Origin of the sequence: Klebsiella sp. RC2 (assembly GCF_014192815.1) — a bacterium.
GTDB classification, from domain to species: domain Bacteria; phylum Pseudomonadota; class Gammaproteobacteria; order Enterobacterales; family Enterobacteriaceae; genus Klebsiella; species Klebsiella variicola.
On the sequence record NZ_JACHYL010000002.1, the window covers coordinates 849,769 to 873,569 of the forward strand.

General features: G+C 58.6%; 27 protein-coding genes. 9 read left to right on the plus strand and 18 right to left on the minus strand.

What is annotated here, in order from left to right:
- Positions 1-21: 21 nt before the first annotated feature.
- Positions 22-936: a fructokinase gene (gene mak / locus FHW76_RS08935; protein ID WP_012542714.1), complete on the minus strand. Its 915-nt coding sequence runs from the start codon at positions 934-936 to the stop codon at positions 22-24.
- A 91-nt stretch (positions 937-1,027) separates the two neighbouring features.
- On the opposite strand from mak, the gene rdgC reads away from it, so the two are divergent.
- Positions 1,028-1,939 (plus strand): recombination-associated protein RdgC, encoded by a 912-nt coding sequence (gene rdgC / locus FHW76_RS08940; protein ID WP_002890285.1) that lies wholly within the window; start codon positions 1,028-1,030, stop codon positions 1,937-1,939.
- A gap of 71 nt (positions 1,940-2,010) precedes the next feature.
- Here the strand turns inward: rdgC and ppnP are convergent, their stop codons facing one another.
- The 4 genes from ppnP to aroL form a co-directional block, all read right to left on the minus strand.
- Positions 2,011-2,295: a pyrimidine/purine nucleoside phosphorylase gene (gene ppnP, locus FHW76_RS08945; protein WP_002890284.1), complete on the minus strand. Its 285-nt coding sequence runs from the start codon at positions 2,293-2,295 to the stop codon at positions 2,011-2,013.
- Positions 2,296-2,372: 77 nt separating this feature from the next.
- Complete coding sequence (locus tag FHW76_RS08950; protein WP_008805351.1) at positions 2,373-3,053, minus strand: AroM family protein; 681 nt, start codon at positions 3,051-3,053, stop codon at positions 2,373-2,375.
- Between the two features lie 249 nt (positions 3,054-3,302).
- Positions 3,303-3,494 (minus strand): YaiA family protein, encoded by a 192-nt coding sequence (locus FHW76_RS08955; RefSeq protein WP_008805350.1) that lies wholly within the window; start codon positions 3,492-3,494, stop codon positions 3,303-3,305.
- A gap of 71 nt (positions 3,495-3,565) precedes the next feature.
- Complete coding sequence (gene aroL / locus FHW76_RS08960) at positions 3,566-4,099, minus strand: shikimate kinase AroL (protein WP_008805349.1); 534 nt, start codon at positions 4,097-4,099, stop codon at positions 3,566-3,568.
- A gap of 327 nt (positions 4,100-4,426) precedes the next feature.
- Between aroL and FHW76_RS08965 the strand changes: the two genes are divergently transcribed.
- Positions 4,427-5,125: a DUF2076 domain-containing protein gene (locus FHW76_RS08965; RefSeq protein WP_023322130.1), complete on the plus strand. Its 699-nt coding sequence runs from the start codon at positions 4,427-4,429 to the stop codon at positions 5,123-5,125.
- Here FHW76_RS08965 and FHW76_RS08970 read toward each other — a convergent pair.
- Positions 5,122-5,580: a YaiI/YqxD family protein gene (locus tag FHW76_RS08970; protein WP_008805347.1), complete on the minus strand. Its 459-nt coding sequence runs from the start codon at positions 5,578-5,580 to the stop codon at positions 5,122-5,124. The two genes, FHW76_RS08965 and FHW76_RS08970, sit on opposite strands and share 4 nt — an antisense overlap.
- A gap of 116 nt (positions 5,581-5,696) precedes the next feature.
- Here FHW76_RS08970 and proC point away from each other — a divergent pair, with 116 nt between their 5' ends.
- Positions 5,697-6,506: a pyrroline-5-carboxylate reductase gene (proC, locus tag FHW76_RS08975; protein WP_008805346.1), complete on the plus strand. Its 810-nt coding sequence runs from the start codon at positions 5,697-5,699 to the stop codon at positions 6,504-6,506.
- A gap of 70 nt (positions 6,507-6,576) precedes the next feature.
- Here proC and FHW76_RS08980 read toward each other — a convergent pair whose 3' ends face one another.
- The 5 genes from FHW76_RS08980 to FHW76_RS09000 form a co-directional block, all read right to left on the minus strand.
- Complete coding sequence (locus tag FHW76_RS08980) at positions 6,577-6,894, minus strand: PsiF family protein (RefSeq protein ID WP_008805345.1); 318 nt, start codon at positions 6,892-6,894, stop codon at positions 6,577-6,579.
- Between the two features lie 91 nt (positions 6,895-6,985).
- Complete coding sequence (gene phoA, locus FHW76_RS08985) at positions 6,986-8,416, minus strand: alkaline phosphatase (RefSeq protein WP_012542718.1); 1,431 nt, start codon at positions 8,414-8,416, stop codon at positions 6,986-6,988.
- 90 nt (positions 8,417-8,506) lie between these two features.
- Positions 8,507-8,767, minus strand: a complete 261-nt coding sequence (gene iraP, locus FHW76_RS08990) for an anti-adapter protein IraP (RefSeq protein WP_008805343.1) — start codon at positions 8,765-8,767, stop codon at positions 8,507-8,509.
- Positions 8,768-9,067: 300 nt separating this feature from the next.
- Positions 9,068-10,267, minus strand: coding sequence for a multidrug efflux MFS transporter (locus FHW76_RS08995; protein WP_008805342.1), 1,200 nt, complete (start codon positions 10,265-10,267; stop codon positions 9,068-9,070).
- A 169-nt stretch (positions 10,268-10,436) separates the two neighbouring features.
- On the minus strand, positions 10,437-11,120 hold the full coding sequence (locus tag FHW76_RS09000) for an extensin family protein (RefSeq protein ID WP_023297115.1): 684 nt from the start codon (positions 11,118-11,120) through the stop codon (positions 10,437-10,439).
- A gap of 99 nt (positions 11,121-11,219) precedes the next feature.
- On the opposite strand from FHW76_RS09000, the gene ddlA reads away from it, so the two are divergent.
- Positions 11,220-12,317 carry a D-alanine--D-alanine ligase gene (gene ddlA / locus FHW76_RS09005; protein ID WP_012542722.1) on the plus strand — a complete coding sequence of 366 codons (1,098 nt, stop codon included), beginning with the start codon at positions 11,220-11,222 and terminating at the stop codon, positions 12,315-12,317.
- A gap of 31 nt (positions 12,318-12,348) precedes the next feature.
- On the opposite strand, the gene FHW76_RS09010 is transcribed toward ddlA, so the two are convergent.
- Positions 12,349-12,552, minus strand: coding sequence for a DUF2754 family protein (locus tag FHW76_RS09010; protein ID WP_012968852.1), 204 nt, complete (start codon positions 12,550-12,552; stop codon positions 12,349-12,351).
- A 253-nt stretch (positions 12,553-12,805) separates the two neighbouring features.
- Here FHW76_RS09010 and FHW76_RS09015 point away from each other — a divergent pair, with 253 nt between their 5' ends.
- Positions 12,806-13,108, plus strand: a complete 303-nt coding sequence (locus FHW76_RS09015) for a YaiY family protein (protein ID WP_012542723.1) — start codon at positions 12,806-12,808, stop codon at positions 13,106-13,108.
- Here the strand turns inward: FHW76_RS09015 and FHW76_RS09020 are convergent.
- The 3 genes from FHW76_RS09020 to FHW76_RS09030 all read right to left on the minus strand — a co-directional run bounded on the left by FHW76_RS09020 (position 13,105) and on the right by FHW76_RS09030 (position 16,080).
- A complete protein-coding gene (locus tag FHW76_RS09020) occupies positions 13,105-14,211 on the minus strand; it encodes a DUF1615 domain-containing protein (protein WP_012968854.1) in 1,107 nt (368 codons plus the stop codon). The two genes, FHW76_RS09015 and FHW76_RS09020, sit on opposite strands and share 4 nt — an antisense overlap.
- 18 nt (positions 14,212-14,229) lie before the next feature.
- Positions 14,230-15,450, minus strand: a complete 1,221-nt coding sequence (gene sbmA / locus FHW76_RS09025) for a peptide antibiotic transporter SbmA (protein ID WP_008805336.1) — start codon at positions 15,448-15,450, stop codon at positions 14,230-14,232.
- Positions 15,451-15,567: 117 nt separating this feature from the next.
- On the minus strand, positions 15,568-16,080 hold the full coding sequence (locus FHW76_RS09030; protein WP_162493340.1) for an isochorismatase family protein: 513 nt from the start codon (positions 16,078-16,080) through the stop codon (positions 15,568-15,570).
- A 219-nt stretch (positions 16,081-16,299) separates the two neighbouring features.
- On the opposite strand from FHW76_RS09030, the gene ampH reads away from it, so the two are divergent.
- From ampH to FHW76_RS09050, 4 genes are all read left to right on the plus strand, one after another.
- Complete coding sequence (gene ampH, locus FHW76_RS09035; RefSeq protein ID WP_008805334.1) at positions 16,300-17,460, plus strand: D-alanyl-D-alanine-carboxypeptidase/endopeptidase AmpH; 1,161 nt, start codon at positions 16,300-16,302, stop codon at positions 17,458-17,460.
- Positions 17,461-17,565: 105 nt separating this feature from the next.
- Positions 17,566-18,540, plus strand: a complete 975-nt coding sequence (gene hemB / locus FHW76_RS09040) for a porphobilinogen synthase (RefSeq protein WP_002890201.1) — start codon at positions 17,566-17,568, stop codon at positions 18,538-18,540.
- Positions 18,541-18,795: 255 nt separating this feature from the next.
- Positions 18,796-19,287, plus strand: a complete 492-nt coding sequence (locus FHW76_RS09045; protein ID WP_004178721.1) for an REP-associated tyrosine transposase — start codon at positions 18,796-18,798, stop codon at positions 19,285-19,287.
- A gap of 180 nt (positions 19,288-19,467) precedes the next feature.
- Positions 19,468-21,186, plus strand: coding sequence for a lysophospholipid acyltransferase family protein (locus tag FHW76_RS09050; protein ID WP_064166044.1), 1,719 nt, complete (start codon positions 19,468-19,470; stop codon positions 21,184-21,186).
- A gap of 174 nt (positions 21,187-21,360) precedes the next feature.
- On the opposite strand, the gene tauD is transcribed toward FHW76_RS09050, so the two are convergent.
- Genes tauD through tauB form a run of 3 tightly spaced genes read right to left on the minus strand, consistent with a single transcriptional unit; the run spans position 21,361 to position 23,800 of the window.
- Positions 21,361-22,212 (minus strand): taurine dioxygenase, encoded by an 852-nt coding sequence (tauD, locus tag FHW76_RS09055; RefSeq protein ID WP_004144604.1) that lies wholly within the window; start codon positions 22,210-22,212, stop codon positions 21,361-21,363.
- On the minus strand, positions 22,209-23,036 hold the full coding sequence (gene tauC, locus FHW76_RS09060) for a taurine ABC transporter permease TauC (RefSeq protein WP_008805332.1): 828 nt from the start codon (positions 23,034-23,036) through the stop codon (positions 22,209-22,211). Before tauC ends, tauD begins: the two co-directional genes overlap by 4 nt.
- Positions 23,033-23,800, minus strand: coding sequence for a taurine ABC transporter ATP-binding subunit (gene tauB / locus FHW76_RS09065; protein ID WP_004893960.1), 768 nt, complete (start codon positions 23,798-23,800; stop codon positions 23,033-23,035). Before tauB ends, tauC begins: the two co-directional genes overlap by 4 nt.
- Position 23,801 lies beyond the last annotated feature (1 nt).

Here is a 23,801-nt window from a genome sequence, read left to right on the forward strand (position 1 = left end):
GCCGGGGTGAGGGGGAGCGGTTCAGGTCCCCTGGAGCGGCCACAGCCAGGCCGCGCCGCGTACTCCGCTGGAGTCACCGTGCAACGCTTTGCGGATCGGCGTTTCACACTCGCCGCCGAAGACCCACTGCTTCACCAGGTCCGGTACCGTTTGATACAGACGCTCGACGTTGCTCATCCCGCCGCCCAGCACGATAACGTCCGGGTCGAGGATATTCACCACGTGGGCCAGCGATTTCGCCAGCCGCTGTTCATAGCGGCTCAGCGCCAGTTCGGCCTTTTCGTCACCTTCGCCCACCAGACGCATAATCTCGCTGCCGGTTAACCCCTTGCCGCTCAGCCGCTGGTAGTCGGTGGCAAAGCCGGTGCCGGAGATAAAGGTTTCGATACATCCCTGTTTACCGCAGTAGCAGGGCACTTCGGCGCGATAGCGCAGCTCATCGTCGTTCATCCACGGCAGCGGGTTATGCCCCCACTCGCCGGCGTTACCGTTGCCGCCGATATGCGCCCGCCCGTTGAGCGCCACCCCGGCGCCGCAGCCGGTGCCGATAATCACCGCAAACACCGTTTGCGCCCCCGCCGCCGCGCCGTCCACCGCCTCCGACACCGCCAGACAGTTGGCGTCGTTGGCCAGCCGGACTTCACGCTCAAGGCGCAGGCTGAGATCCTTATCAAAGGGCTGGCCGTTGAGCCAGGTCGAGTTGGCGTTTTTCACCACCCCGGTATAGGGCGAAATTGCGCCAGGAATGCCCATCCCCACGGTACCCTGCTGCCCGGTCGCCTGCTCGGCCATCGCCACCAGGGTGGCGATAGTCTCGATGGTTTGCCGGTAGTCCTCACGCGGCGTGGGTAACCGGTGGCGAAACAGCTGCTCTCCCTGGTCGCTCAGGGCTATCACTTCGGTTTTTGTTCCACCTAAATCAATACCAATACGCACGCTCAGCTCCTCACCCCGATTAACAATGCAAGCATAGCGACAATTCGCTATCATGCCCGCCTGATTTAACGACAAAGCCGTGGAAATTATCATGCTGTGGTTCAAAAATTTAATGGTTTACCGTCTCAGCCGCGATATCGAATTGCGCGCCGAGGAGATGGAAAAACAGCTGGCCGAGCTGACATTTACCCCGTGTGGCAGCCAGGATATGGCGAAAACCGGTTGGGTGTCGCCGATGGGATCGCACAGCGACGCGCTGACGCATACGGCAAACGGCCAGATCATTATCTGCGCGCGTAAAGAAGAAAAGATCCTGCCGTCGCCGGTGATCAAGCAGGCGCTGGAGGCGAAGATCCAGAAGCTGGAAGCCGATCAGGGCCGCAAGCTGAAGAAGACCGAGAAAGATTCCCTGAAAGATGAAGTGTTGCACTCGCTGCTGCCGCGCGCCTTCAGCCGCTTCAGCCAGACGATGATGTGGATCGATACCGTTAACGGCCTGATCATGGTCGACTGCGCCAGCGCGAAGAAAGCGGAAGACACTCTGGCCCTGCTGCGTAAAACCCTCGGTTCGCTGCCGGTGGTGCCGCTGACCCTGGAGAATCCGATTGAGCTGACGCTGACCGAGTGGGTCCGCTCCGGCACCGTGGCGCAGGGCTTCCAGCTGCTGGATGAAGCCGAGCTGAAAGCGATGCTGGAAGATGGCGGCGTGATCCGCGCCAAGAAACAGGATCTGGTCAGCGACGAAATCGCCGTGCACATTGAGGCCGGGAAGGTCGTCACCAAGCTGGCGCTGGACTGGCAGCAGCGTATTCAGTTTGTGATCTGCGACGATGCGTCAATTAAGCGCCTCAAGTTCTGCGATGAATTACGTGACCAAAACGAAGATATCGATCGGGAGGATTTCGCCCAGCGCTTTGACGCCGACTTTATCTTAATGACCGGCGAGCTGGCTGCCCTGATCCAAAGCCTGGTAGAAGGGCTCGGCGGCGAAGCGCAGCGCTAAGCGCCGCTTTCCTTCCTGCCAGGCAGGAAGGAAAAAACAACCCGGCGGCAGGCGCCGGGTGTCACTCTGGCTTACAGATAGCGGCACAGATAAGAGGTTGGCTCAGCCACCTGCAGATGAAATTCGCTGTTGCCTGGCACATTGAAAACTTCGCCGGCGGCGTAAACTTTCCACTCAGTCTCACCCGGCAGCAGGACATTCAGCGCCCCGCTGACCACCGTCATCTCTTCCGGCTGCGCCGTACCAAAGGTGTATTCCCCTTCCGCCATCACGCCAACGCTGGCGCGACCGGTACTGCTGCTGGTGAAGCCAATGGATTTCACTTTTCCGTCAAAGTATTCATTGCTTTGAAGCATAAACAAGCCCTTCTGATCGTCGGTTAAAGGCTCAATATAGGGGGCGCTCCTTGCCCCTGTCACGTGAAATTAACACATTAGACCAATAGTTCTGCCGCCAGTCGGGAAACCAGCACATTCGACAGCAAAACCGGGACGTCCAGGGCTTTTTGTAACACATCGCGGTGATGCTGATAGTAACCGAGACAGTCGAGCACCAGCACGTCGGCGCCCTGCTCCAGCAGCGTTTTGCCGGCGCTTAATAACTCACTGTCGCTGCCGGTAAAAGGGTTGGCCAGCGCGTAGTACGGCGACTTTTCCAGCGAGAGCCACTTTTGCCGCTGCATAGGCATGATCTCTTCCACCGGCACGATCACCCCCACCTGATGCCCATCGACGATCGACGCCACCAGCGGCGGGATGATCCGCTGCGGCTCAAGAAGGATCGCATGGTGGGTGGTAAAACCGCTTAACTGTTCGGAGCTAAGCAACAGGATCACATCATAGTTCTGCCGATCTAGCATCGCGATCACGCTGCGGATATCGCGTTCAATTTTCTGCCGCGATACCATCACCAGCTGGTTATCATTGAGCAAGGTCAGCAGGCCCTGCTCGCCGTCACCCACCGCGTACTCTTTGGTTACCTCAGCATGTGTCATATCGCCCAGCAAACTAATGTGGGTGATCTGTTCTTCCCTGATATGTTCGGTCAGGAGCGGCAACACTCCCGCCAGCGGCACAACGCCGATGGTCAAAATTGCCATCGTTGCACTACTCATATCATGTACCTTTTCACTACCACTGCTTCAAGACAGACTTACCACACACGGCATCCGCCCCCCCGGTGAGTAAAAATCAACCGTCGAGAAGCGTAGCAGTTCCGCGCCGCGGTTGAATGTAAAGATTGCCGGGCGACAGCGGCGTGCCTGAAAAATCCGTGTGTTAGATATTCATTAGTACGACTGATAAATAAAAAATGTGAGATACGCCCGATATTGCCAGTATGGCCGGCAATCCGGGCTCAGGGGTTACGACTTATCAGGATCTTCATAGCGCCGCTTGGCATCCACGGCTTCCTGCTCGGTAGGATGTTCGCTGATCAGCGAATTGGGTTCAGGATAATCCGCGCGGAGTTGATACCAGGTGACGGTCTGACCCTGCGGGCCTTTCTCTACCGCAACCACGCGCGCTTCTCTCGGATATGGGGGCCTGTTTGGCATAGTTCTTCCTTCTTCTGGTATCAGAACTATCAAGTATAGGCGCCCCTCGCCGCCTTAATGTAAGTAAATTCTTAACTTACCGGGGTTGCCGTCGCGCCGCACAGCATGGTCATAATCTGCTCCACCACCCGATCCGGGGAGGCCGTGGCATCGACAATATGATGGGCGGCATCACGGTATAAGGCTTCGCGCTGCGCCAACACCTCGCCCACTTCCTCACGTACCGGCTTACCGGTAAGCGTCGGCCGCTGTTCGGCTTTTGGGTAGGCCTCCAGACGATCAATGAGCGCCGACACCGAGGCCTGCAGATAGATCACCACGCCGTTTTCCCGCATAAACTGGCGATTACCTTCCGCCAGCACAATACCGCCGCCGGTGGCGATCACCGTATTCGGCAGAGTCACGGCCTTCAGCGACAGGGTCTCCAGTTCGCGAAAACGCGCCCACCCTTCTGCCTGCACGATCTCTGCCACCGTCCGCTGCTCATGGGCCTGCAGCCGATGATCGGTATCGGAGAACTGAAAATGCCGCGCTCGCGCCAGCGCATGACCGACGGTGGTTTTACCGCAGCCGCGTGGCCCGATGAGAAAGATTGGCTGTGTCATGACCGAAGACCCCCTGGTTCCGCCTGTCGTAAAATATGAAAACGAAAGAACGTATTATCGCTGTTTGTTCCGTAACGTAGTCGTAAACAAAACGTTACACAACTTCTTTACACCCCATCACCACAGTGACAAAAGGGGTTCTTGATGTAAACTTATCATTGCATTAAGTGTTTAACCAGCTTTACTTTCGGCTGGGCGTTATTTTTTATCCAACGCTGGCGTAAACGGTAACACATTTATGCATAGCTTTACGAAGCAACATATTTACAACATCGTGTTTCAGACGCACCCTGATGCCTATTCGACAGTGTGACAGAGGAATGTAACATGCAATCTGAAGAACAACGCCTTATTGATGGACTGTTTTCCCGGCTAAAAGAGGCTGAGGCGCACAGTGCATCGCGCGATACCAGCGCCGAGGAGCGGATTGCCCAACATGTAAGCGCGCAGCCGGCGGCCCCCTACTATATGGCGCAAACCATTCTTATCCAGGAAGCCGCGATTAAACAGCTTAACGATCGCATCCAGGCGCTGGAGAGCCAGGTCAGCCAGCTGCAGGCGGCGAAGCCCAGCAGCGGCGGATTCCTCTCCGGCCTGTTTGGCGGTGGCGGCTCGTCACGCGGCTCTGACCCCATCCCGGGCGCGGAGCAATACGGTCGCCCGCAGGCCAGCGCCCAGCCGCAGTATGCCCCGCCGCAACAGCAACAGAACTATGCCCCGCAGGCAGCGGCACGCGGCGGCGGCTTTATGGCAGGCGCGCTGCAAACGGCCGCAGGCGTAGCGGGCGGCGTGGTGCTGGGCAATATGCTGACCAACATGTTCAGCGGCTCGCACCCGCAGGAGATTGTCAATATCATCGAAGAGCAGCCGCAGCCTGCTGCCGCCGCCGCGCAGGACGCCACCGCGGGTGACGATCCGTTCCGCCAGGGAGACGATCAGTTCCTTGCCGACAACACCTGGAACGACGACTTCGACGCCGGCTTTGGCGACGATGATATTGGCAGCGACGACGATAGCTGGGTTTAACCCTGCTGACGCTTAACCGCCAGCAACCACTTCTCCAGCTCGGCAGCAAACTGTTGCCGGTCGCGCTGCGATAAACTATCCGGGCCGCCGGTCTGCACGCCGCTGGCCCGCAATGTCTCCATAAAATCCCGCATCGTCAGGCGCTCGCGGATCGTCGCCTCACTGTAGCGTTCCCCGCGCGGATTCAGCGCCGCCCCGCCCTTCGCCAGCACCTCTGCCGCCAGCGGGATGTCGGCGGTGATGACTAAATCTCCCGCCGCGCACTGGCGAACGATTTCGTTATCCGCCACGTCAAAACCTTGCTCAACCCGCAAAGTGCGGATGAAACGCGACGGCGGCACGCGCAGCGGCTGATTCGCCACCAGCGTCACCGGGGTCTGGGTACGCTCTGCCGCGCGGAACAAAATCTCTTTAATCACGTTCGGACACGCGTCCGCATCTACCCAAATAGCCATGCCAGCTCCTGTTACCTGCAATAAGTGACGCCAATGTTACCTGCTTTTCTCCCCCATGAAAGCACCAGGATGGTAAGCTAATCAGATCGTAACGAAAAAAGCAGAGGGGAATGGTGATGGATAAGAAAATTGGCTTTATCGGCTGCGGCAATATGGGTAAGGCCATTCTGGGTGGACTGATCGCCAGCGGCCAGGTACAGCCGGGACAAATCTGGGTCTACACCCCGTCGCCGGATAAGGTTGCGGCTCTGCGCGACCAGTATGGCATCAACGCCGCCGGGAGCGCTCAGGAAGTGGCGCAGATTGCCGATATCGTCTTCGGCGCGGTTAAGCCGGGGATCATGACCAAAGTGCTGGGCGACGTCGCCTCAAGCCTGAATAAAGAGTCGCTGGTGGTCTCCATCGCCGCCGGGGTCACGCTTGAGCAACTGGCGCGCGCCCTCGGTCACGATCGCAAAATTATTCGCGCGATGCCCAATACGCCGTCACTGGTCAACGCCGGTATGACCTCCGTCACGCCTAACGCGCTGGTGAGCAGCGAAGATGTGGCCGAAGTGCTGACCATTTTCCGCTGCTTTGGCCAGGCGGAACAAATTGCCGAGCCGATGATCCATCCGGTGGTGGGCGTGAGCGGCTCCGCGCCGGCCTATGTCTTTATGTTTATCGAAGCGATGGCCGATGCCGCCGTCCTCGGCGGCATGCCGCGCGCCCAGGCCTATAAATTCGCCGCCCAGGCGGTAATGGGCTCCGCCAAAATGGTGCTGGAGAGCGGCGAGCATCCGGGGGCGCTGAAAGATATGGTCTGCTCGCCTGGCGGGACCACCATCGAAGCCGTCCGCGTACTGGAAGAGAAAGGGTTCCGCTCCGCGGTGATCGAAGCCATCACCCAGTGTATGGAGAAATCAGAGAAACTGAGCCGCTCCTGAGCCTGAGAGGGTAGGCAGCAATGCCCTGAGTGTTCAAAGAAGAAGGGAGCGGATAAGCGCTCCCTTTTTTTCAGGCTTTCTTCAGGCAGGTACTCATGAAGGTACTGCGTTCATCACCCTTCAACGATTTTGCCGAGGCCGCTTTGTTGCAGTCGCTCATCTTCTGCTGCTGAGGGGTGAGCGCTTTTCCTTGCGACGTAGTGGTCTCTTTTTTCAGGCACTGGCTCATAAACGTTTTGCGCTCATCTCCTTTCAGCGCTTTGGCTGACGCTTGCTGATTGCAGTCCGTCATCTTTTGCTGCTGTGGAGTGGGCGTTTTTTCTGCCGCGCCAACCGCGCTGATAAAGATCAAGCCAAACAGTAGAGTCATTAGTAAGGTTATTTTCATCGCACCATCCTTCTGTGAGTGGATCGTTGTAAGTCTGGACGCAGATAGAAAAAAAACCAGCCGGTGACGCGATTTCGCCACCGGCAGCGACTTATTTCAGACTCAGGGCGGCTTTCATGGTCGAGAACAGGTCGGTCTGGTCGGTCAGGCCGACGACGTTAGCCGCGTGTGGACCGTAGGCCGCAATGCGCAGCTGGGTGCCGGTATGCTCCATCGACTCTTCCTCAGAGTTGCCGTAGCTCATGACCATCACTGCGCCATCGTGGGTATTCAGAGCCTGGGTCAGTCCCGGGGCTTTGCTGTCCGCCGGAATGATCTGGCTGGCGTGCGCATGGTCGGCGGTGACGATCACCAGGGTATTGCCGTCTTTTCGCGCAAACTCCAGCGCCTTCTGCACCGCTTCGTCGAGGTCTACGGTTTCGCCGATCTGGCCACACGGATTCGCCGCATGATCCTGTTTATCGATGGAAGCGCCTTCCACCTGCAGGAAGAAACCTTTCTCGTTGCGGCTCAGCAGGTCAATCGCTTTCTCCGTCATCTGCGCCAGCGTCGGCACCGAGGCGTCGCGTTTCGGGTTTGGCGTACAGGTCACCGGCGCCTTATCGATATTGCCGTGATAAGACGCCTTCGGCCCTTCCCAGCGAACCGGCATATTGCCATCGGCGAAGAGTCCCAGCAGCGGCTTAGCCTGACTGGCGTCAGTCGCGGCGGCAAGGGAAGCCGCGTCGGTCACAATCTGGTAGCCGCGCGCTTCCGCCTGCTCGCGCAGGGTTTTGCCCTGCCACTCGCCCGCCGTCGCCGTTTCGGCAAAGGTCTTCGCCCCGCCGCCTAAGGTGACATCCGGCCGGGCGTTCAGCAGCTGTTCGGTAATGGAGCCTTTGCCCCCTTTCTCCAGCGCATTGCTGGGGCATTTTTCACTGGTGACCGTGGGGCCGTAACATTTACGCGATGTCACATGCGCCACCAGCGCTGCGGGGGTGGCGTCCTGCAGCTCGGCGGTGGAAACGTTGCCGGTGGCCAGCCCCGCCGCTTTCGCCAGCTCGAGGATGGTCTGATGCGCGTTCTCATGAATATCGACGCCCAGCGCGCCGTTATAGGTCTTGACGCCGGTGGTCCAGGCGGTGGCGGACGCCGCCGAGTCGGTCACGTAGTCCGGTTTCCCGGTTTTTTTATCCAGCGAATAGTGCGTGTACTGCCCGGTTAACGGCAAGGCGTCAATCCCTTTAAAGAAACCGCCTGCCCCTTGCGCATAATTTCGCGCAGCGGTAATTTCCGAATCACCCATGCCATCGCCAATCAGCAAAATAACGTTTTTAGCTGGCTTATTGATTAACGAGGCGCGCAGCGCTTCGGTTTGATCGCCGGTTAAACGACGCGCGCCGCCGGGAGTGGTGATATCTCCCTGCGCAGCGCGATTTTCCAGAACCGGCGCAGCAGTGGTTTCTGCATGAATAACCGGCGAGCCCAGCAGAGGAACCAGGGCAATAAACAGGGCGCTTAATTTCACTTTTGTCATCTCCATGTAAAAAATACTTAAAAAAAACAAAACGAGGGAGACTTTATAAAAGGGAGATGACAGAAAAATGACGGCATCCTTGTCGTGTCATAAAGACTAGCTACGAGGATGCCGCAACAGCTTCTTTAGATATTGCTGCAGCAGCATCGCATCCTGGTCGTTGACCGGCGGACAGGGCGTCACCTGGTCAATCGCCTGTTCTATATCCTGAATCAATGCCTGCTGGGCATCATGCTCCATATGGCGCAATAATGCGGTGACCACGATCTCCAGCGCTTCAACCTGCACCGTCAGTTCCTTTGCTTCTTCTTCCTTTTGCGCCAGTTTAACCAGTAACTCAGCAATGAGATTCTTCATAGCACCAGTTCCTTATGCGAGGCCTGTTTTTGATTGGGATGTCATACCCGATGACGGACCTCAGAATTACTTAAAATAAGAATCATCGCAACACCCAATATACAGCGAAACGTTTTACCACAACAAAATACCACTATAAATAGTATTGTTTAATCATGGTCGGGGATGGTTATAACCAGATGGCGCAGGAAATAATAAAATGGAATAGCGCTCACGGCATGGCGATAACAAAAAGTAATGGTAAATGTACCGACGGTGAATAACGCTGACGGTATCGCGATAAATACCGTCAGCAGAGGTTCAGGCGTTAGCCCGGCGGGTGCGGCGCAGCATCCATGCCAGCTGCCAGAGGTTAATGAAAACGATAATGGCGGTAGCAATAAACACCCAGCGGAAGCCGGCCATCGCCGATACAGAGGCGCCAATCAGCGGCCCGGCGACGTTGCCCAGATACATAAACGACTGGTTATAGCCAAAGATGCGTCCGGTGACGCTGTCGCTGCTGTATTTCAGCAATAAAGTCTGCACCGCCGGGAGCATCGCGCCATCGGCAAAGCCGAGCAGGAAACGCAGCGTACCCAATTGCAGCGGGGTGGTGACAAAAGACATGGCGAAAAACATCACCACTGCGCAGCAGAGCGTCGCGAGCAGGATCCGCGAGGTACCGATGCGATCGCCTAACTTACCCAGCCGTGGCGCAGAAATCAGCGCCGACACGCCAGGCACCGCGGCGATCATCCCGGCCAGAAAGGCGATATTGTTGCTGTCCGGCGCCATCGACTTGATAAACAGCGCCAGGATCGGGCCAATTGAGCCGTTGCACAACTGGATCACCAGGGTGGTGAAGAACAGGCTGATCACCAGCCCCGGATAGGGTAAAGAGGCAAGGACTTGTTTTCCGGTGAGGCGCTCGCTTTTACTGACCTGAGGGCGCCCTCCCTCTTTGATCAGAAACAGGGTCACCAGAAAACTGATGGTCAGCAGGATCGCCGTAATAAAAAAGACCATCCGCAGCCCGACGTGGTCCGCCAGGAAGCCGCCCAGCAGCGGGCCGCCGATCACGCCGCTGATTTGCGCGGTTGATAGCGTGCTCAGCGCCCAGCCGCTGCGCTCGCGCGGCACCTGGGAGGCCACCAGCGCCATGGCGTTGGGGATATAACCGGAGGTTAAGCCCATGATCGCCCGCAGGATAAACAGCTGCCAGACGTTAGTGGCGAAGGCCTGCAGTAAAATAGCAATCGCCATCCCCAGCGAGGCACGCAGCAGCATCAGCTTGCGGCCTTTGCGGTCTGCCAGGCTCCCCCACATCGGCGAGACGATCGCCGAGACAAGAAAAGTCACGCTGAAGGTCAGCCCCGACCACATCGACAGCGCTTCATGCGAGGTAACGCCCAGCTGGGAGACGTAGAGGGGCAAAAAAGGGAGAATTTGACTGATCGCCAGGCCGGTAAAAAAGCAACCAAACCAGACGGAGATGAGATTAACCTTCCAGGATTCCATAACTACGCGTATTCATTAATGATTTGCCAATTATTACCTAGCTTAGCAATTTCATTCCACTGGTGTACTACCATAGATGCGCTGGCGGTGAGTTTGGTGTTTTATGAGTGTGGATGAGAACCTGACGAAGCATTTTCTGGTCATTTAGGCTACTCACAGCGCTTTATGCTCAAAAGCAGAAGCCCTGTCCGCGCATCCCCAGATGAAAATGATTGGCGTGAGCCGCATTGTACTCTGGCCCCAGCGCGTTGCCGAAGTAGTGGCAGCTGTTGTTCAACAGCGCCGCCAGCCAGGGATGCGAGGTCTCGCTCCGCCAGCCCTGCAGGACGCTGACGCGTCGGCCGTCCGCCAGGCGGAAACCGCTGACGTCCAGCGCGTCCGCCGTGGCGTGTTCACTGCGCCGCGCCTGTTGCCGATGGTAGATATTGCGGCAGGCGAAGCTGCCGAGATGATCGATCTGGCGCAGATCGCTCGCCATCAGTTGACGGGTCAGCGGTTTCGCCTGCTGCTCGACATACAGCGCACTGCTCAGCGCCAGCGGGCAGCTGGCGAGGAAACTGCTGCTCAGCGTCACGCTGCCAAAATTCGCTACCCGCACCACGTTATGCAGCGGGCAGCTTCCCTCGCTGTCCGCCACCGGCTGGCTGGCGATAAGCCGGCGGCGATTGGCTTCCGCCAGCAGGGAGGCGCACTGGTCTGCCGTCAGCCTGCGCAGCTTGAATGACGTCAACCAGCCCGGGGGATCGTCAAGCGCCAGCGGCGCCAGCGGATTCAGGTGCGGCGGCAGATAGCGGTATCCTAACAGGCCCGCGCCGAGCAGCCCGGCCAGCACCAGCAGCGTCTTTCCTCTCACGCCCACTCCCGTCAATTGATCAGGTAAATATTATGGCAGGCAGGCAGCGGTTTCACATGGTATGTTATGCCCTTTGATGTTATCTGGATGGAAGTTGAAATGGCAAAGATGAGGGTTGGGATCGTTTTTGGCGGCAAGTCGGCGGAGCATGAAGTGTCGCTGCAGTCAGCGAAGAATATCGTGGAAGCGATTGATAAATCGCGCTTCGATGTGGTTCTGTTGGGTATTGATAAACAGGGGCTATGGCACATCAACGACGCCGGCAACTACCTGCTCAATGCTCAGGATCCTGCCCGCATTGCCCTGCGTCCTTCCACGGTGACCCTGGCGCAGATCCCGGGCCGAGAAGCACAGCAGCTGATTAACGCCGACAGCGGCCAGCCGCTGGCGGCTATCGATGTGATTTTCCCCATCGTCCACGGCACGCTGGGCGAGGATGGCTCCCTGCAGGGGATGCTGCGCATGGCGAATCTGCCTTTCGTTGGTTCCGATGTGCTGGGCTCCGCGGCCTGTATGGACAAAGACGTGACCAAACGTCTGCTGCGCGATGCCGGGCTCGCCGTCGCCCCGTTTATCACCCTGACCCGCGCCAACCGCGCGCAGTTCAGCTTTGCCGATGTCGAAGCGAAGCTGGGGCTGCCGCTGTTCGTGAAGCCGGCCAACCAGGGATCATCGGTTGGCGTCAGCAAAGTTAAAAACGAAGAGCAGTACCATCAGGCGGTGGCCCTGGCCTTTGAATTTGACCATAAAGTCGTGGTGGAACAAGGCATTAAAGGGCGGGAAATTGAGTGTGCGGTGCTGGGTAACGACCACCCGCAGGCCAGCACCTGCGGTGAGATTGTCCTCAACAGCGAGTTTTACGCCTACGACACCAAATATATCGATGACCAGGGCGCGCAGGTGGTGGTCCCGGCCGCCATCGCCCCTGAGATCAACGACAAGATCCGCGCGATTGCAGTGCAGGCCTACCAGACCCTGGGCTGCAGCGGCATGGCCCGCGTCGACGTGTTCCTCACCGCCGACAACGAGGTGGTGATCAACGAGATCAACACCCTGCCGGGCTTTACCAACATCAGCATGTATCCGAAGCTGTGGCAGGCCAGCGGCCTCGACTACACCAGCCTGATCACCCGGCTGATTGAGCTGGCGCTGGAGCGCCATGCCGCGGACCGGGCGCTGAAAACCTCCATGAACTAAAACGCGTTTATCGCGCCTGGCAGCAGGGGTCTTAGGCCTCTTCTGCCGGGCGGCGGCGGATCACCAGGCCCGCGGCCCAGAAGCTAATGACCCAGGTCACCAGACCGACGGCGTAGGATTGCCAGCCCTGTGTTTCAAACCCCAGCAGCCCCACCACCCCATTGAGAATAAAAATTAGCCCCAGCGCCACCGCGTAGTAGTGCCAGTCGCGGCGAATTTTATCTGTGAGCTTCATGCGACCTCCAACAGCAAAAAAACGCATCTTCGCATAGCCGCCCGCGGCGGTCTGTAGCGCGGGAGAGAATGTTGCTGGATTGCGACGCCGCTCTCCCTTTTCCATTCCTGTGGCGCGGTTAACACACCGGCGAAAACAGGATTATTCCTGGACGGCAATTACCAGCAATCTGATACTGACAATGGCCCCTCACTGCCAGAATACCTGCCATAGAGCTGGAGAAAAAACCAGCAGTACAGAGGTGGGAGGGCCTATGGCTGAATTCAGTTTTTCAAAATCGCTTTTGGGAAATAAAAAAAGAGGGGCGTTGACCGGCAGCCATGTCGCCTACGGCCTGTTCGTGCTGGTCTGCTGCTGGGCCGGCGCGCAGATGCTCAGCATGCTGATCCACGCTCCGGGGGTATTTGAACGCTTGATGCAAACGCAGGACGCCAGCCGTCCGCAAGTCGACATCAGTCTCGCCGTTGGCACCCTCTTTGGCCTGATCCCTTTCCTGATCGGCTGCTCGTTCATCGGGCTGCTGGCGCTCATTGTGCGCTGGCGTCAGCGCCGTTAACGCCGCGCCATACAATTTGCCCGCCGCTCATCAACCCGTTTTGCAAACCACGCCGTCGTCAGATTACGGGTAATTTTCGGACTCTCAAGCTGGATCCCTGGCAACATCTCCCGCGGCAGAGTCTTGCCCGCCCTTTTCTCGGCGAGGCGGAAAACCTGCTGATAAAGGTCGGTCTTCTCAAACGCCAGGCTGTCGCCCTTTTTCAACTGGCTGTGGATCTCGCTGTCGCTCATTCCCAACTGGCCCGCCAGACGACGCACCGCCAGCTCGGTGCTGCCCGGTTCCTCGCTGTCGTAGCGGATAAGGTCGCCGTCGAGCGCCAGTTTCACCCCGCTGGCTTTCACCACCGCGTTCTGGAAGGCGGCGTTACGGCTGGCATACCAGCCGGCGTTGAAGTCGGCAAAGCGGTACAGCGGCACGCTGTAGCTGGCCGGGTAGTTCAACAGATGATAGGTGCCAAACCACAGGCCACCGCGCAGGCTGAAGACCTCCTGGCGCACCGTCCCGTTCATTTTCCACGGGTAGCCGGAGGTGTGCTGCTCGGCAAAGGCAATGCTGACCTGCATCGGCCCCCCGGTGTGCACCGGGTTAAGTGAACCGAACAGCTTCTGCCCCATCGGCACCATCCCGATAAAGTCATCAAAAATGGCGCTCAGCTGCTTTTCCGTCTTCACATTGTCCAGACGGTCGCTATAGCTTTTACCGTTTGGCGAGGTGATCTTCAGCGCGGTATGGACCAGAAACGGCGGAATGTGCATTTTTTCCGCCCGGCGGTCAATTTCCTGCCAGGCGATTTTATTCAACCCCGGCACCACCGGATCGGACTGATAGTTAGACTCCTGCTGCGCGACCGCCAGCACCGAGCAGACATTCTCTTCCGTCGGCGCCAGCTTCTGGCTGTCAAACGCGGTGGCGATGGCTTGCGCCCAGGCCTCCCGATCCTTGACGCTGGCCGGCATTTTCTGCCGCACCACCGACGCCACGTCAACGGGCTTCTCGCCCTTTTTCAGCGTCGGGGCCTGCTGGCTGGTACAGGCGCTCAGCACCATGGCCGCCAACAGCGTCAATGAACCGGGAATAATGCGCGATAAACGTGCGGCCATCATGCTTCCTTGTCTTAATTAACGTAATGTCGGGATCGCTTCCTGCAGCGGCTTGCCGTCCAGCTCGCGTTCAAAACTGCGCAGACGTTTGTAGATGGACATCAGTTCCACCAGCGTCGTCCACGAGCTAATCAGGTACTGGAACGAGCCGCGCACCTGGCCGAAGACGTTGGTAATTTGCGTCATCAGCCCGAGGGTAATCGTACCGGCAACGATCGACGGAAACAGCAGGAAAAGGCCGAAAACGTTATCCACCTGCAGGTAGAGAATGCGGGCGATATTGAAATACATATAGTGGAAATAGAGACGGAAATAGTTGCGACGCACCGCGCTGAACAGCTCGCGCACCGTCGGCGGCGTGGCGCGGGTTTCATCGTCCTCACCGTAGACCAGCTCTTTACGATAGGCGGCTTCCACGCGCTGGTTTTTAAACTCCAGGCCCGGCAGCTTAATCCCCACCACCGCCAGCAGGCCGGTCCCCATCAGCGACCAGACGATAGCGGCAATCACCAGACCATACGGCAAATGGCCGACGATAGGCAGGTCGGGAACGTGTTCGGAGAGCGTCACCAGCACCGGCAGGAAGGCGATCAAGGTCATCACCGCGTTGATAAAGCTTACCCCCATATCTTCCAGGGTGGAGGCAAAGCGCATGGTATCTTCCTGCACACGCTGCGCGGCGCCTTCGATATGGCGCAGATGCTGCCAGTGGGCCATATAGTGTTCGTTCATCGCCGTGCGCCAGCGGAAGACGTAGTGGCTGACGAAGAAGTTGTTCATCACGCCAATGATCACCGCGATGAGCGCGATGCCGAGAAAGATGCCGATCTCATGATAAAACTGGTTGATGCTGACCTTATGCGGGGTGGCCAGCGCGCTCTGGATCAGGTCGTAGAACGGCGCATACCAGGCGTTGATCGCCACCCCGACTTCCACCAGAAACCAGGTGACGAAGATGATGAGCGACGTGCCGAGAATCGACCAGTACTGCCAGCGATGCGGGCAGTAGACAAACCAGAAGAGTGCAAACACGCCGACGCAAAACAGATAGTAAGCGTAGAACACCAGATAGTTGAGCGACCAGAAGCGCGCCGCGCTGATCGCCACATTTTGCGATGCTCCGGTGACCCGCAGCAGCCAGTCGCCGCCGCCCGCCTGCCAAAAGATCACGGCCAGCAGCGACCAGATAAAGGCAGAAATAAAAAACGGCCCCGGTTTGGGGAAAAAAGATTTAAACATCATTGTCTCCTGCTAACTTCTTATCGTTCTGCTATTGCTGTGTACGACGCATACGTCGGCCGCCGCGTGGATGCGCTCTCGCGGGGCAGACGAATGATAAGACCGGATATCAACAGCTTAGTTCTGCTGCCAGGCGTGCAGAATTGTTTCTGTGGGTTTCACCTGTAAAGGATTGCCAGGAACGGTCAGCGTACGCCACACCTCATTGTAGTGGGCGATAAGCGTCGCGGCCTGCGCGGCGGGGCGGTCGGCGGTGGTATGGGCATCTTCCGCGATCACAATACCGTACCCGCGGCTGGCGCCGTTTTTAATGGTGGTGTCGAGGCAGTAGTCGGTGGCGCAGCCGCAGATGACGAACTGCTGAATGTCGTGTTCGTCCAGCACCTGCGCCAGCGAGGTGTGGTAGAAGGCGTCGCAGGCGGTTTTGGTGACATACAGCGCGCCAGCTGGCTGTTCCAGCTCGGGAAGCAGGGCGAAGCCTTCGCTGCCGGCTTCGAGGCCGCCGGCCTCATCATGCTGAATGAAAATAACCTTGTCCGCCGCGCGCACCAGACGATTAATTTGCGCGACGCAGCGCTCGCGCGCCAGACGCGGCGTGGCGAACACGCCGTTTTGCATATCCACGACCATCACTACCCGTTGAGCCGTCATTGTTCTCTCCCACGAACTTTCAGCCAAACGGTCATCATACGCGGCAGCGGAAAAAGCCGATATCTGAAAGCGTAAAAAAGTCTTTTTTACGCACCGTTACCTTTTTCCTGCAGGAATGTCGTGAATCCCACTTTGTTCTGCGCCACTTCGTAGTATAAATACCCTCTTCTTTTTTATTTATTTAATGGATGATCTCCGTTGAAACGTAGTTTGCTCATTTTTGCTGCGCTGTGCGCGGCGTCGTGGACCTCGGTGCAGGCCGCACAGCCTACCGTTGACCCGGTTTTCGCCTCGGATGTGGTCGATCGTTACGCCAATCATATCTACTACGGCAGCGGCGCCACCGGCATGGCGCTGGTGGTTATCGATGGCAATCAGCGTGTTTTTCGCAGCTTTGGCGAAACCCGCCCGGGGAATAATCAGCACCCGCAGCTCGACTCGGTGATCCGTATCGCCTCCCTCAGCAAACTGATGACCAGCGAGATGCTGGTGAAGCTGCTCGACCAGGGGGTGGTGAAACTCAACGATCCGCTGAGCAAATACGCCCCGCCGGGTACCCGGGTGCCTGACTGGCAGGGAAAACCAATCACCCTGGTTAACCTCGCAACCCATACCAGCGCCCTGCCGCGCGAGCAGCCTGGCGGCGCCGCTCATCGTCCGGTGTTTGTCTGGCCGACCCGCCAGCAGCGCTGGAACTGGCTCTCTACCGCGACCCTGAAGACCGCGCCGGGCTCACAGGCAGCCTACTCCAACCTGGCCTTTGATTTACTGGCGGACGCGCTCTCCACCGCTGCCGGCAAACCTTATCCGCAGCTGTTTGAAGAACAGATCACCCGGCCGCTGGGGATGAAGGACACCACCTTTACCCCGTCACCGGATCAGTGCCAGCGGCTGATGATCCCGGAAAAAGGCGCCAGCCCATGCAACAACACCCTGGCGGCGATCGGCAGCGGCGGAGTCTACTCGACGCCGGGGGATATGATGCGCTGGATGCAGCAGTTCCTGTCATCCGATTTCTATACCCGCAGCCAGCAGGCCGATCGGATGCAGACGCTGATTTATCAGCGTAACCAACTGACCCGGGTGATTGGTATGGACGTGCCGGGCCGCGCCGACGCGCTGGGCCTCGGCTGGGTGTATATGAAGCCGAAGAATGGCCATCCGGGGATTATTCAGAAAACCGGCGGCGGCGGCGGGTTTATCACCTATATGGCGATGAATCCGCAGGCTAACGTCGGCGCCTTTGTGGTGGTAACCCGCTCGCCGTTAACCCGCTTCAACAATATGAGCGATGGCATCAACGACCTGGTCAGCGAGCTGAGCGGCGCGCAGCCCAACATGCAGACGGCCAGCCAGTAAGTTCGCGGGGGTTTCGCCAACACGACATAACGATCGTTTTGGCGAAACATCCCCATGCCATTTCAGTTACACTAACGTCTTTCATTTCACAAAATCAGGCAAACCATGACAGATTTAATCACTCGCCCCCGCCGCCTGCGTCAATCCGCTGCGCTGCGCGCCCTGTTTGAAGAGACAACACTGAGTTTGAACGACCTGGTGTTGCCGATCTTTGTTGAAGAAGAAATTGATGATTACAAAGCGATCGAGGCCATGCCCGGCGTGATGCGCATTCCGGAAAAATATCTGGCACGTGAAATCGAACGCATCGCTAACGCCGGCATTCGCTCGGTGATGACCTTTGGCATTTCTCATCACACCGATGCTACCGGCAGCGATACCTGGAATGAAAATGGCCTGGTGGCGCGTATGTCGCGGATCTGCAAGTCCACGGTGCCGGAGATGATCGTCATGTCCGATACCTGCTTCTGCGAATACACTTCCCACGGTCACTGTGGCGTGCTGTGCGACCACGGGGTGGATAACGACGCGACCCTGGAAAACCTCGGCAAGCAGGCCGTTGTCGCCGCCGCCGCCGGGGCGGATTTCATCGCTCCTTCCGCCGCGATGGACGGTCAGGTACAGGCGATTCGCCGCTCGCTGGATGCCGCCGGTTTCACTAATACGGCAATTATGTCCTACTCCACCAAGTTCGCTTCCTCCTTCTACGGCCCGTTCCGCGAAGCGGCCGGTACCGCGCTGAAGGGCGATCGGAAAACCTATCAGATGAGCCCGATGAACCGCCGGGAGGCCATTCGCGAGTCGCTGCTCGATGAAGCCCAGGGCGCCGACTGTCTGATGGTGAAACCGGCTGGCGCCTACCTGGATATTCTGCGCGATATCCGCGAACGCAGCGATCTGCCGCTCGGCGCCTATCAGGTCAGCGGGGAGTACGCGATGATCAAATTCGCTGCCCAGGCGGGCGCTATCGATGAAGAGAAAGTGGTTCTGGAAAGCCTCGGCGCTATCAAACGCGCAGGCGCCGACCTGATCTTCAGCTATTTCGCCCTCGATCTGGCCGAGAAAAAAATCCTCCGTTAAACCCGCCCCTCCCCGGTGGCGCTTCGCTTACCGGGGCTACCAAACCTCATCCCCGGTGCGCTGTATTTATCGCGACCACCACACCGTAGCCCGGATAAGGCGCTTGCGCCGCTATCCGGGGACAGGCGCTAACCAATATCTGTAGCTAAAACTTTGCGCGCCGCTTTCCACCTTCTGCGCCTTCTCCTTGGCGTACCAGATTTCGCCTTCTAACGTGTTAAACCACATCATAAATACCGAATTCCAGGAGATCCTGTGGTGGCTTATCGACGTTATTACATTAAGGGGGGAACCTGGTTCTTCACTGTTAACCTTAAAGACCGTAGAAGCATGCACCTAACTGAAAACATAGAATTATTGCGCTACTCTGTCGCCGTTGTTAAACAACATCGCCCCTTTATTATTGATGCCTGGGTGGTGTTGCCTGAACATCTGCATTGCATCTGGACACTACCTCATAATGATGACGATTTTTCTTCACGCTGGAGAGATATCAAAGGCTGTTTTAGCAGAACGTTAAAACGACAACCCCTCTGGCAACCGCGCTTCTGGGAGCATGCCATACGCGATGAAGATGATTACCGCCGACACGTTGATTACATCCATATCAATCCACTTAAGCATGGCTGGGTCACCCGGGTGATCGATTGGCCATTTTCAACCTTTCATCGCGATGTCCAGCGCGGGCTATATCCCCCAAATTGGGCTGGCGATAGCTTTGATCTTAGCTGCGGTGAACGCCGATAGCCTCTCCACGGTGGCGCTGACGCTTACCGGGGCTACAAATCGGCGCCAACCGTAGCCCGGATAAGGCGCTTGCGCCGCTATCCGGGGAACCTCGCTTGCTGCGACCGAAACTTCACCCAACTGTAATCTGAACGACATCTCCACCTTCTACTGTCTGGGCAGGACGGAGGAGGAGCCACTATGTTTAGTCTCGACAACGTACTCGATGACCTGTGGCCTCAGGCGAGGCCCGCCCCCTGGCAAAAGAAACTGTTAAAAAAGCTGTTTTATGAGGAAGAGTTTCAACAATTTGCCGATCGTCATCGCCACCTGAAGGGGCTTGATACGGTCGAACAGGTACTGGAATACCTCAATATCCGCTGCGCCATCCCGGCGCACGATCTCGAACAAATCCCCGAATATGGCCCGCTGGTCATTATCGCCAACCACCCCACCGGCACCCTCGACGGCCTGGCGCTCCTGTATGCGGTATCCCGCGTGCGCCGCGATGTCAAAGTGGTCACCAACCGCATGCTCACCCACCTTGAGCCCCTGAGCTCGCTGTTTATCCCGGTAGATAATATTCATGGCCGCACCGCTAAAGCGGCGCTGCAGCAGATGGATCACCAGCTGCAGGCCGGCGGGGTGCTGATCTTCTTCCCGGCGGGGGAAGTCTCCCGCCTCACCCTTCGCGGTATCCGCGATAAAAAATGGCACTCCGGCTTTATTAAGCTGGCGGCAAAATATCGCGCCCCGCTGCTGCCGGCGTGGATTAACGCCCACAACAGCGCCCTGTTTTACGCCAGCACTCTGGTCTCCGACAACCTGCCGCTGCTCCTGCTGATGCAGCAGATGTTTCGCCGGCGCAACAGCAGCCTGCCGGTGCGCATCGGCCAGCAGATCCCCTGGTCGAGCTGGTTCGATGCCAAGTCCAGCGCTCGCGAGCTTACCGGCCGCTGCTATCAGCACCTTGAACAACTGCGCAAAGGGCTGCCGGGGCAGTTCAAAACCGAAAGCGCCATCGCCCGTCCGGAAGACCGGGCATTGCTCAAACGCGAACTGCATAAGGCCGAGTGTCTGGGCCGCACCACCGACGGCAAAGTGATTTACCTCTGGCAGCGCAACGGCCAGGAGGACGCGCCGCTGCTGCGCGAGCTGGGACGTCTGCGGGAAATCGCCTTCCGCGCGGTCGGGGAAGGCAGCGGCAAACGGCGGGATATCGACGGGTATGACGACGACTATCTGCATCTGATCCTGTGGGATGAAGACGATCTGGAAATCGTCGGAGCTTACCGCTTTATGCCGACGGCCATCCAGCTGGCAAAGCGCGGCCTGGAAGGGATCTACAGTTACAGCCTGTTCCATTACGACGGGCGGATGGACGATGTCCTGCAGCACGGCATTGAGCTGGGGCGCAGCTTTATCCAGCCGCGCTACTGGGGGCGTCGCGGGCTGGACTACCTGTGGTCAGGCATCGGCGCTTATCTGGCGCGCTATCCGCACTATCGCTATCTGTTTGGTCCGGTGTCGATTTCTGGCGGGTTGCCGCCCGCCGCCCGCGATCTGCTGGTGGCGTTCTACCGGCTGTGGTTCCCGGCGACGCATCCGCTGGCGGAGTCGCGTCGACCTTATCCGGCGTCGCTGCCCGACGTGCTGGCGCAGTTTGGCGGGGAGGATTACAACGACGACCTGGCCCGGCTGAAGTCCCTGCTCGGCAATCTCGGCTGCGCGATCCCGCCGCTGTATAAGCAGTACTCGGAAGTGTGCGAGCCGGGCGGCGTGCAGTTTATCGATTTCGGCAGCGATCCGGATTTCAATAACTGCGTGGATGGTCTGGTGCTGGTGGATCTCACCTACCTGAAGGCCAATCGCTATCAGCGCTATATTGGCGCGCATCTGGGTGCGCAAAAATCGGCATAAACGCTTTTTCCCGGCTTGCGGCGCGTTGCGCCTTAGCCGGGCTACGGTACACCATTTCCGACGGATCGGTCGCCCGGAAAAGGCGCGTCAGGCGCCGCCTCCGGGAAGCTGCGGGCAATGCAGCATCCGCTTTTCTCCGCGGCTCGCGGCTGATGCCTTAACCGGCTACAAGCATTACCCCGCCCGGTAATACGGCTTATCGCCGAGGATCGTCGCCCGGTGCATGATCCGCCGCTGCGGCAGATAGTCGGCGTTGGCGTAATGCTGGGTCACCCGGTTATCCCAGATAGCGACATCGTTCGGCTGCCAGCGCCAGCGCACCTGAAACTCCGGTTTAGTGACATGAGCAAACAGGAAGTTCAGCAGCGCTGCGCTCTCTTTCTCACTCACCTCGACAATTCGCGTGGTAAACCCTTCATTAACGAACAGCGCCTGCTTGCCGGTCACCGGGTGGGTACGCACTACCGGATGCAGCAGCGGCGGATGCTTCGCCACCGCTTCCTGCCAGCGCCGATGCTCGGCTTCGGTCTTGTTGTACTTATACTCCTGGAACGATTTGCGGAAATCGTGTTCGGCATGCAGGCCGCTCAGCAGCTGCCGGAAAGGTTCTGACAGCGCTTCCCAGGCGGCAATGCCGCTGGTCCACAGGGTGTCACCGCCGGTCGTCGGCAGCTCTTTCGCCGCCAGAATGGCGCCGGCGGGCGGCGTGTCGATAAAGGTGACATCGGTATGCCAGTTGTCATTATCCGGCGGATTATCGTTGTGGGTATCGAGGACGATAATCTCTTCCACGCCAGGGGCGTGAGGGTAGACCGGATGGATATGCAGGTCGCCAAACCGCAGAGCCAGGTCGCGCTGTTGCGCCGGGGTGATATTTTGCTCGCGCAGGAATACTACCTGATGACGCAGCACCGCGTGATACAGCTGTTCAAACTGGTTGTCGCTCAGCGGACGGGTTAAATCCGCCCCGGTCACCTGCGCGCCAATATAGGGCCCCAGCGGGGTAATGCTCAGACGTTCACTCATTGTACTTCTCCATGCCAGGGCGTCAGGCGACGCTGCAGCGCGCGCAGACCCAGTTCCAGTAAAAAGGCGATAATGGCAATCACCGCGATCCCCGCCAGCACCACATCGGTGGCGAGAAACTCGCCGGCAGACTGCACCATAAATCCTAATCCGCGGGTGGCAGCGATCAGCTCAGCGGCCACCAGCGTTGACCAGCCCACCCCGAGACCAATGCGCAGCCCGGTGAGGATCTCCGGCAGCGCGCCGGGGAGGATCACCAGCCACAGCACCTGCGCCCGGCTGGCGCCCAGCGAACGGGCGGCGCGAATGCGCACCTGCTGCGCGCTTTTTACCCCTGCCAGCGCCGACATGGCTACCGGCGCGAAAATCGCCAGGTAGATCAGCAGGATCTTCGAGGTTTCACCGATGCCAAACCAGATCACCATCAGCGGTAGGTAGGCCAGCGGCGGCACCGGACGATAGAGTTCGATCAGCGGGTCGAGGATCCCGCGCACCGTCGAGTTGAGCCCCATGGCGATCCCCACCGGTACGCCAATAAGCACTGCCGCCAGCAGGGCGATGACGATCCGCGTCAGGCTCGCCGCCAGATGCTGCCAGAGCGTCGCATCCATAAAGCCCTGCGGCCCGGCGATGGTGATAAGCTTTTGCAGTACCTGGCCCGGCGGCGGCAGAAACAGCGGACTAATCAGCTGCAGCGCTGCGACCGCCCACCAGACGGCCAGCAATACCGCCAGAGTCGCCACGCTGAGGGTGAGCTGACGGGAGAGCGGCCAGCGCCACTTCAGCGTCGTCTGACGCGGTTTGTCGTTCAGTACCACGCTCATGAGAAAGCCTCCCGTTGGTCAAACACCCGGCTCAGAATGTATTCCCGCTGTTCAATAAACCGCGGGTCAGATTTGATGCTGCGGCAGGATTCGCCCGCGACAAAGCGACGGCTGAAATCAAGCCGCAGCCGCTCCACCACCCGTCCCGGCCCCGGCGACAGCAGTACCAGCTCGGTGGCCATAAAGATGGCCTCTTCAATGTCATGAGTGATCAGCAGCACCTGTTTGCCGGTCTCATGCCACAGTTTCAGCAGCAATGTCTGCATCTGCTCGCGGGTAAAGGCGTCAAGCGCGCCGAAGGGCTCATCCAGCAGCAACAGCTGCGGATTCGCCGCCAGCGCCCGGGCGATGCCCACCCGCTGGCGTTGACCGCCGGACAGCTGCCAGATAAAGCGTTTTTCCGCCCCTTCGAGACCCACCTTCTTCAGCATCTGCGCCGCCGCTTGCCGGCGCTGCGCTTTATCCACGCCCGCCAGCTGGAGGCCCAGCGCCACGTTATCCTGCACATTGCGCCACGGCAGCAGGCCTTCGTTCTGGAAGACCACGCCGCGCTCTGCGCCCGGCCCGGTCACCCGCTGACCTTCGAGGGTGATGCTGCCGTGCTGATAGGGCACGAATCCGGCAATCAGGTTCAGCAGGGTAGTTTTACCGCAGCCCGAAGGCCCCAGCACCACCAACAGCTCCCCACTCTCCAGCGTCAGGTTGATATCCGCCAGCGCCGGTTTACCGCCGTAGTCGGCGGAAAGATGCGAGATTTGCAGCATC

Excerpts from the sequence above, each read along its gene's own strand:
- FHW76_RS08955 (WP_008805350.1), bottom strand. The coding sequence starts at position 3,494 with ATGCCAAACAGGCCCCCATATCCGAGAGAAGCGCGCGTGGTTGCGGTA.
- iraP (WP_008805343.1), bottom strand. The coding sequence starts at position 8,767 with ATGAAGAATCTCATTGCTGAGTTACTGGTTAAACTGGCGCAAAAGGAA.
- rdgC (WP_002890285.1), top strand. The coding sequence starts at position 1,028 with ATGCTGTGGTTCAAAAATTTAATGGTTTACCGTCTCAGCCGCGATATC.
- tauD (WP_004144604.1), bottom strand. The coding sequence starts at position 22,212 with ATGAGTGAACGTCTGAGCATTACCCCGCTGGGGCCCTATATTGGCGCG.
- FHW76_RS08995 (WP_008805342.1), bottom strand. The coding sequence starts at position 10,267 with ATGGAATCCTGGAAGGTTAATCTCATCTCCGTCTGGTTTGGTTGCTTT.
- FHW76_RS08950 (WP_008805351.1), bottom strand. The coding sequence starts at position 3,053 with ATGAGTAGTGCAACGATGGCAATTTTGACCATCGGCGTTGTGCCGCTG.
- phoA (WP_012542718.1), bottom strand. The coding sequence starts at position 8,416 with ATGGAGATGACAAAAGTGAAATTAAGCGCCCTGTTTATTGCCCTGGTT.
- proC (WP_008805346.1), top strand. The coding sequence starts at position 5,697 with ATGGATAAGAAAATTGGCTTTATCGGCTGCGGCAATATGGGTAAGGCC.
- ddlA (WP_012542722.1), top strand. The coding sequence starts at position 11,220 with ATGGCAAAGATGAGGGTTGGGATCGTTTTTGGCGGCAAGTCGGCGGAG.
- ppnP (WP_002890284.1), bottom strand. The coding sequence starts at position 2,295 with ATGCTTCAAAGCAATGAATACTTTGACGGAAAAGTGAAATCCATTGGC.
- FHW76_RS08965 (WP_023322130.1), top strand. The coding sequence starts at position 4,427 with ATGCAATCTGAAGAACAACGCCTTATTGATGGACTGTTTTCCCGGCTA.
- FHW76_RS09020 (WP_012968854.1), bottom strand. The coding sequence starts at position 14,211 with ATGGCCGCACGTTTATCGCGCATTATTCCCGGTTCATTGACGCTGTTG.
- FHW76_RS08980 (WP_008805345.1), bottom strand. The coding sequence starts at position 6,894 with ATGAAAATAACCTTACTAATGACTCTACTGTTTGGCTTGATCTTTATC.
- tauC (WP_008805332.1), bottom strand. The coding sequence starts at position 23,036 with ATGAGCGTGGTACTGAACGACAAACCGCGTCAGACGACGCTGAAGTGG.
- FHW76_RS09010 (WP_012968852.1), bottom strand. The coding sequence starts at position 12,552 with ATGAAGCTCACAGATAAAATTCGCCGCGACTGGCACTACTACGCGGTG.
- FHW76_RS09050 (WP_064166044.1), top strand. The coding sequence starts at position 19,468 with ATGTTTAGTCTCGACAACGTACTCGATGACCTGTGGCCTCAGGCGAGG.
- tauB (WP_004893960.1), bottom strand. The coding sequence starts at position 23,800 with ATGCTGCAAATCTCGCATCTTTCCGCCGACTACGGCGGTAAACCGGCG.
- aroL (WP_008805349.1), bottom strand. The coding sequence starts at position 4,099 with ATGACACAGCCAATCTTTCTCATCGGGCCACGCGGCTGCGGTAAAACC.
- hemB (WP_002890201.1), top strand. The coding sequence starts at position 17,566 with ATGACAGATTTAATCACTCGCCCCCGCCGCCTGCGTCAATCCGCTGCG.
- FHW76_RS08970 (WP_008805347.1), bottom strand. The coding sequence starts at position 5,580 with ATGGCTATTTGGGTAGATGCGGACGCGTGTCCGAACGTGATTAAAGAG.
- FHW76_RS09030 (WP_162493340.1), bottom strand. The coding sequence starts at position 16,080 with ATGGTCGTGGATATGCAAAACGGCGTGTTCGCCACGCCGCGTCTGGCG.
- sbmA (WP_008805336.1), bottom strand. The coding sequence starts at position 15,450 with ATGTTTAAATCTTTTTTCCCCAAACCGGGGCCGTTTTTTATTTCTGCC.
- FHW76_RS09015 (WP_012542723.1), top strand. The coding sequence starts at position 12,806 with ATGGCTGAATTCAGTTTTTCAAAATCGCTTTTGGGAAATAAAAAAAGA.